The organism is Streptomyces marokkonensis (assembly GCF_039539045.1).
Lineage (GTDB): Bacteria > Actinomycetota > Actinomycetes > Streptomycetales > Streptomycetaceae > Streptomyces > Streptomyces marokkonensis.
Map to the genome: position 1 here is coordinate 1 of NZ_BAABCQ010000270.1, position 6,290 is coordinate 6,290.

General features: G+C 69.5%; 7 protein-coding genes. 2 read left to right on the forward strand and 5 right to left on the reverse strand.

Going from position 1 to position 6,290, the window contains the following annotated elements; genetic code table 11:
- Positions 1-120 precede the first annotated feature (120 nt).
- Entirely contained in the window at positions 121-1,530 is a 1,410-nt protein-coding gene (locus tag ABEA26_RS34375) for an NAD(P)/FAD-dependent oxidoreductase (protein ID WP_345597781.1), read from the reverse strand.
- Between the two features lie 514 nt (positions 1,531-2,044).
- Between ABEA26_RS34375 and ABEA26_RS34380 the strand changes: the two genes are divergently transcribed.
- Both ABEA26_RS34380 and ABEA26_RS34385 read left to right on the forward strand, forming a co-directional pair.
- Positions 2,045-2,317: a type II toxin-antitoxin system Phd/YefM family antitoxin gene (locus ABEA26_RS34380; RefSeq protein WP_345597783.1), complete on the forward strand. Its 273-nt coding sequence runs from the start codon at positions 2,045-2,047 to the stop codon at positions 2,315-2,317.
- A complete protein-coding gene (locus ABEA26_RS34385) occupies positions 2,314-2,583 on the forward strand; it encodes a type II toxin-antitoxin system RelE family toxin (protein WP_345597785.1) in 270 nt (89 codons plus the stop codon). The genes ABEA26_RS34380 and ABEA26_RS34385 overlap by 4 nt, the downstream gene beginning before the upstream one ends.
- Positions 2,584-2,620: 37 nt before the next feature.
- Here ABEA26_RS34385 and ABEA26_RS34390 read toward each other — a convergent pair whose 3' ends face one another.
- The 4 genes from ABEA26_RS34390 to eno all read right to left on the reverse strand — a co-directional run bounded on the left by ABEA26_RS34390 (position 2,621) and on the right by eno (position 6,156).
- Entirely contained in the window at positions 2,621-3,574 is a 954-nt protein-coding gene (locus ABEA26_RS34390) for a Ppx/GppA phosphatase family protein (protein WP_345597787.1), read from the reverse strand.
- Positions 3,571-4,110 carry a DUF501 domain-containing protein gene (locus ABEA26_RS34395; RefSeq protein WP_345597789.1) on the reverse strand — a complete coding sequence of 180 codons (540 nt, stop codon included), beginning with the start codon at positions 4,108-4,110 and terminating at the stop codon, positions 3,571-3,573. Before ABEA26_RS34395 ends, ABEA26_RS34390 begins: the two co-directional genes overlap by 4 nt.
- A 158-nt stretch (positions 4,111-4,268) precedes the next feature.
- Positions 4,269-4,751 carry an FtsB family cell division protein gene (locus ABEA26_RS34400; protein WP_345597791.1) on the reverse strand — a complete coding sequence of 161 codons (483 nt, stop codon included), beginning with the start codon at positions 4,749-4,751 and terminating at the stop codon, positions 4,269-4,271.
- A gap of 115 nt (positions 4,752-4,866) precedes the next feature.
- On the reverse strand, positions 4,867-6,156 hold the full coding sequence (gene eno / locus ABEA26_RS34405) for a phosphopyruvate hydratase (protein WP_345597793.1): 1,290 nt from the start codon (positions 6,154-6,156) through the stop codon (positions 4,867-4,869).
- Positions 6,157-6,290: the final 134 nt, after the last annotated feature.

The window sequence follows — 6,290 nt, forward strand, 5'->3', positions numbered from 1 at the left end:
CCTGTACACGCCACGCGTTTTTTCGCCCTGTCGGCGCAATGCGAAGGGGCCGCCCGCACCACGGATGGCGGACGGCCCCTTCGGTGAACCGCTGGAACCACGACTGCGGGTGACCGGAGGTCAGGAGGCCTTGGCCTCGGTCTTCTCCGCGGTCTTCTCGCTCTTGTCGGCGGCCTTCGGCGCGGCGGCCTTCGGGGCCGGCTTGGCGGCCTCGTAGAACTCCTCGCGCGGGGTCTCCATCGCGCCGAGGGAGACGACCTCGCGCTTGAGGAACATGCCGAGCGTCCAGTCCGCGAAGATGCGGATCTTCCGGTTCCAGGTCGGCATCGCGAGACCGTGGTATCCGCGGTGCATGTACCAGGCGAGACGTCCCTTGAGCTTGATCTTCATCTTGCCCATGACGATCATCGCGACGCCCTTGTGCAGGCCGAGGCCCGCCACCGCGCCCTTGTTGGCGTGGCTGTACTCCTTCTGCGGGAAGCCCCGCATACCGGAGATCACGTTGTCGCCGAGGACCTTGGCCTGGCGCAGCGCGTGCTGGGCGTTCGGCGGGCACCAGGCGTTCTCGTTGCCGGCCTTGCGGCCGACCAGGTCCGGGACCTGGGCGTTGTCGCCCGCGGCCCAGATGTAGTCGGTGCCCTGGACCTGGAGGGTCGCCGCGGTGTCGACGTGGCCGCGGGGGCCCAGCGGCAGGCCGAAGCGGGCCAGTGCCGGGTTGGGCTTGACGCCGGCCGTCCACACGATGGTGTTGGAGTCGACCTCCAAGCCGTTCTTCAGCACCACGTGGCCGTCGACGCAGGAGTCCATGGAGGTGGACAGGTAGACCTCGACGCCGCGGCCCTCGAGGTGCTCCTTGCCGTACTGGCCGAGCTTCGGACCGACCTCGGGGAGGATCTTGTCGGCGGCGTCCACGAGGACGAAGCGCATGTCCTCGCGGGAGACGTTGTTGTAGTACTTGGCCGCGTCGCGGGCCATGTCCTCGACCTCACCGATGGTCTCCGCGCCGGCGAAACCGCCGCCGATGAAGACGAAGGTGAGCGCCTTGCGGCGGATCTCCTCGTCGGTGGTGGAGTCGGCCTTGTCCAGCTGCTCCAGGACGTGGTTGCGCAGGCCGATGGACTCCTCGATGCCCTTCATGCCGATGCCCTGCTCGGCGAGGCCGGGGATCGGGAAGGTGCGGGAGACCGCGCCCATGGCGATGACCAGGTAGTCGAACGGCAGCTCGTACGCCTCGCCCACCAGGGGGGCGATCGTGGCGACCTTGCGGTCCTGGTCGATGGTGCTGACCCGACCGGTGAGGACCTCCGCCTTCGGAAGCACGCGCCGCAGAGGGACGACGACGTGCCGCGGGGAGATGCTGCCGGCGGCGGCTTCGGGGAGGAAGGGCTGGTAGGTCATGTACGACCGCGGGTCGACGACGGTGACGGTCGCCTCGCCGTAACGCATCTTCTTCTGGATGCGTCGAGCTGCGTACAGGCCTACGTACCCACCGCCTACTACGAGGATCCTGGGACGCTCCGTGGTGCTCATGCCATCGAGTATCCACCCGGTTGAAGGGGGTGGTTCGTGCGCCCCTTCACAAGCTTCAGTGGTGGCTGTGCTACTATCCGCCGCTCACGTGACGGAGATCATGGTGGAACACGGAACCAGTGTGTGGCGCACCCCGTTGTCAATGCCGCGTGAGCTGCCCCTCCGCCCCTTTGGGGACGGTGGACCACGCTCCTGGAGCGTCCGCCCGGGATGATTCCCGGACACCGTCCTGAACACGTTCAAAGGGCAGTTGAACCCCCAAAAGGGTCAACCGGCGCGCTTCCTTCGCCCGACCGGGCCCGATTCCTTGTGAAGAACTTCACGAAGTTTCCCGACAGGATGTCACCGAGGGGCCCCGAAGGGCCCTCCGTGCCCGCTCAATCGTCATCCGTCCTGCTCAGAACGCGACCGCGAGGACCCCTGGGCCAACGACCACGCGATGTCGTCGGGCACGGCTCACGAACGCGACTCCCGACAGATGTCGCGTGTACACGCCTGCGCGTACACTGACTCCATGAGTGAGAACACCGTGACCGTGCGGGAAGCCCGCGCACACCTCGCCGACCACATCAACCGGGCTGAAGAAGGCGTCCCGACCGTCATCACGCGCAATGGCGCCCCGGTGGCCGCCGTGGTGCCGATCTCGGACTTCGAAGCGTTGGAGGAAGCGGCCGACGTGATGCTGGCGCGCGAGGCCGAAGCGGTACTGGCCGCCGGAGGCAGCACCGTAACCATGGCGGAACTGCTGGCGGACCTGTTCACCGAGCGGGACGGCGAGGCGGCGTGAAGTACGCCTTCCGGTTCACCACGGCCGCGCAGCGGCAACTCCGGGCCATCAGCCGACCCGACGCCATGTGCATCCTGACCGCGCTGACCTCACTCGGTGACGACCCGTACCGCCAGGACGCCGACGTCAAGAAGCTCACCGGCCCGTCCGGTCTCTACCGGCTCCGGGTCGGAAGCTACCGGATCGCCTACCAGATCAACGATGGTGAACTCGTCGTTCTCGTTGTCAAAGTGGGCGACCGGCGGGACGTCTACCGCAACCTGTGACGCCCCACCCGACACCGAGACCGCCGGGCACCGCCCCTCAACGCACCTCGCTCGCCGTGAAGTGAGCGATGCCGTCGAGGATGTCGTGCTCGCTCACGACGACCTCCTCCGCACCCGTCCGCTCCATGATCGAGAGCAGTACCAGGGACCCGGCCGCGATCACGTCGACCCGGCCCGGGTGCATGGAGGGGACGGCCGCGCGCTCGGCGTGGGTGGAGCGCAGCAGCCAGTCGGTGATCTCACGGACCCGCTCACGGGAGACGCGGGAGTGGTGGATGGCGGCCGAGTCGTACTCGGGCAGCTCCTGTGCGATGGCGGACACCGTGGTCACCGAGCCGGCCAGCCCGACCAGCGTGCGCGCCTCGCCCAGCGGCACGGTCTCCCCGGCCAGGTCCAGGGCCGCGTCGATGTCGGCCCGTATCGCGGTGACCTGCTCCGCGGTCGGCGGGTCGGTGACCGCGCCGTCGCGCACCAGGTGCCGCTCGGTCATCCGGACGCAGCCGACGTCCACGGAGCGGGCGGCGCGCACGTGGTCGTCGCCGACGACGAACTCGGTGGAACCGCCGCCGATGTCGACGACCAGGTAGGGCTTGTCGAGGTGGTCCCGCCCGCTCAGTTCCCTCGTGGCGCCGGTGAAGGAGAACTCGGCCTCCTGGTCGCCGGTGATGACCTCCGGCTCGACGCCGAGGATGTCCAGCACCCCGCGCACGAAGACGTCCCGGTTCTCCGCGTCCCGGGAGGCGGAGGTCGCCACGAAACGCACCCGCTCGGCGCCGTGCTCCTCGATGATCCCGGCGTACTCGCGGCAGGCGGCGAAGGTCCGCTCCAGCGCCTCGGGCGCCAGTCTCCCGGTGCGGTCGACGCCCTCGCCGAGCCGCACGATGGTCATGCGGCGGTCCAGGTCCGTCAGCTCGCCCGTCTCCGGGTCGACGTCGGCGACCAGGAGCCGGATGGAGTTCGTACCGCAGTCGATGGCGGCGACACGGGTCACTTGCCGTCCTCCCCACAGGTCTCGGAGACCGTCACGCACGGTCCCTTGCGCCACCACTCGGGCAGCATCGCGATCGCCTCGTCGCCCAGCGGGTTGACACCGGGACCGGCCGCCAGCGAGTGGCCGACCAGCACGTGCAGGCACTTCACCCGGTCCGGCATGCCACCCGCGCTCGGGAAGCCGGTCAGCTCCTCGATCTCGTCGCGGCGCCGGATGTAGTCCTCGTGCGCCGCGCGGTAGGCGGCGGCCAGCTCCGGGTCGGTGGCCAGCCGCTCGGTCATCTCCTTCATCACGCCGTTCGCCTCCAGCGTGCCGATCGCGGAGGCCGCCCTCGGGCACGTCAGGTAGTACAGCGTGGGGAACGGAGTGCCGTCGGGCAGCCGCGGTGCCGTCTCCACGACGTCCGGCTGCCCGCACGGGCAACGGTGCGCGATGGCGCGCAGGCCGCGCGGAGGCCGCCCGAGCTGCTGCTTGAAGGCCGCCACGTCCGCGTCGGTGGGCTCGGTGCGCGGGGTGGTCGGCGGGGGAGTCTGCATGACTGTCTTCTGCTGGTCTTCCTCTTGAGTCACTGCCGGCCCGGACGGCTCACCGCCGGCCCGGTCGGTTCACTGCGTGGTCGGTCATCCCGCCGGCCCGGTCGGTTCACCGCCGTGGTCGGTCACCGCCGCCGCGGTCGGTTCACCGCCGTGGTCGGTCACCGCCGGTGGACGGCGGCGTCGGCCTTGTCGACCCCGTCCCAGACGTTCCGGTACCAGGGGCGGTCGGCGGCGCCGCCCTCGGCACGGGCCTGCTCGGCCGCGTCCGGGTCGACGACGACGAACCCCGTCTCCCCCGGCATCACGTAGTGCAGCCGCAGCCGGATCTGCTGCTCGGCGTAGGCGTCGTCCTGCCACCGTGCCTTGAGGTCGCGAAGGTCCTCGACCCGGTCCCGGGTCTCCTGCTGCTCCCGCTGGAGGTCGGCGATCTCGGCGCGCTGGGCGACGTACTGCCGTATCGGATAGGCGAGCGCCACGACGAGCGAGCAGAGCACCATCGCGAGCAGCGCGGCCCGGCCGGTCAGCCGGGAACGACGGGCCTGGCGCTTGGTCTGCGAGCGGTAGACCCGGGCCGCGGTCTGTTCCCCGATGATCCGGATCCTGGTCGCGGTGGAGAAACGGTCCCGGTCCTTCACCGCCATGTCTGTCCCCGCCTCCAGTCCACACGTGCGTACGTCCCCGCACACGGTACGGGACCGAGTACGGGGACGTACGTACGACGCTTACTACGAGTGCGGCGCTCAGCCCTTGCTGTGCTTACTGGTTCGCGGAGCGAAACCGGGGGAACGCGCTGCGGCCGGCGTACACCGCGGCGTCGTCGAGGATCTCCTCGATGCGCAGCAGCTGGTTGTACTTGGCGACGCGCTCGGAGCGGGCCGGGGCGCCGGTCTTGATCTGGCCGCAGTTGGTGGCGACGGCCAGGTCGGCGATGGTGACGTCCTCGGTCTCGCCCGAGCGGTGGGACATCATGCACTTGAAGCCGTTGCGCTGGGCCAGCTCCACGGCGTCCAGGGTCTCGGTCAGCGAACCGATCTGGTTGACCTTGACGAGCAGGGCGTTGGCGGCGTCCTCCTCGATGCCGCGGGCCAGGCGCTCCGGGTTGGTGACGAACAGGTCGTCACCGACGATCTGGACCTTGTCGCCGAGCTTGCCGGTGAGCACCTTCCAGCCGTCCCAGTCGTCCTCGAACAGCGGGTCCTCGATGGAGACCAGCGGGTACGCCTCGACCAGCTCGGCGTAGTACTCGGTCATCTCGGTGGCCGAGCGGTCCTTGCCCTCGAAGGTGTAGACGCCGTCCTTGTAGAACTCGGACGCGGCGACGTCGAGCGCGAGGGCGATCTGCTCGCCGGGGGTGTAGCCGGCCTCCTTGATCGCCTCGAGGATCAGGTCGAGGGCCTCGCGGTTCGAGCCGAGGTTCGGGGCGAAGCCGCCCTCGTCGCCGAGGCCGGTGGCCAGGCCCTTGCTCTTCAGGACCTTCTTGAGGGTGTGGTAGACCTCGGCGCCCCAGCGCAGGGCCTCGGAGAAGGACTCCGCGCCGATCGGGGCGATCATGAACTCCTGGATGTCCACGTTCGAGTCGGCGTGCGACCCGCCGTTCAGGATGTTCATCATCGGCACCGGCAGCAGGTGCGCGTTGGGGCCGCCCAGGTAGCGGAAGAGCGGCAGGTCGCTGGCCTCGGAGGCGGCGTGGGCGACGGCGAGCGAGACACCGAGGATGGCGTTGGCGCCCAGCGAGCCCTTGTTGTCGGTGGCGTCCAGGTCGGACATGGCCTGGTCGATCAGGCGCTGCTCGGTGGCGTCGTAGCCGACGAGCTCCGGGCCGATCTGCTCGATGACGGCGAGGACGGCCTTCTCCACGCCCTTGCCCAGGTAACGGCCCGCATCGCCGTCACGGAGTTCGACGGCCTCGAAGGCGCCGGTGGAGGCGCCGGACGGAACGGCGGCACGACCCGTGCTGCCGTCGTCGAGGCCGACCTCGACCTCGACCGTGGGGTTGCCTCGGGAGTCCAGGATTTCCCGGGCTACGACGACGTCGATGGACGGCACGAGCATCTCCTTCTTCAATGTGACGCTTAGGTGTGACGCGCGGGCCCACAGGACCGCAGCGGCTCTGCGGGACCGAGCCTAACCGGCTCCGGGCGATCGGCCAGCCGATCGCCCACCCGCTGGACAGAACAGAG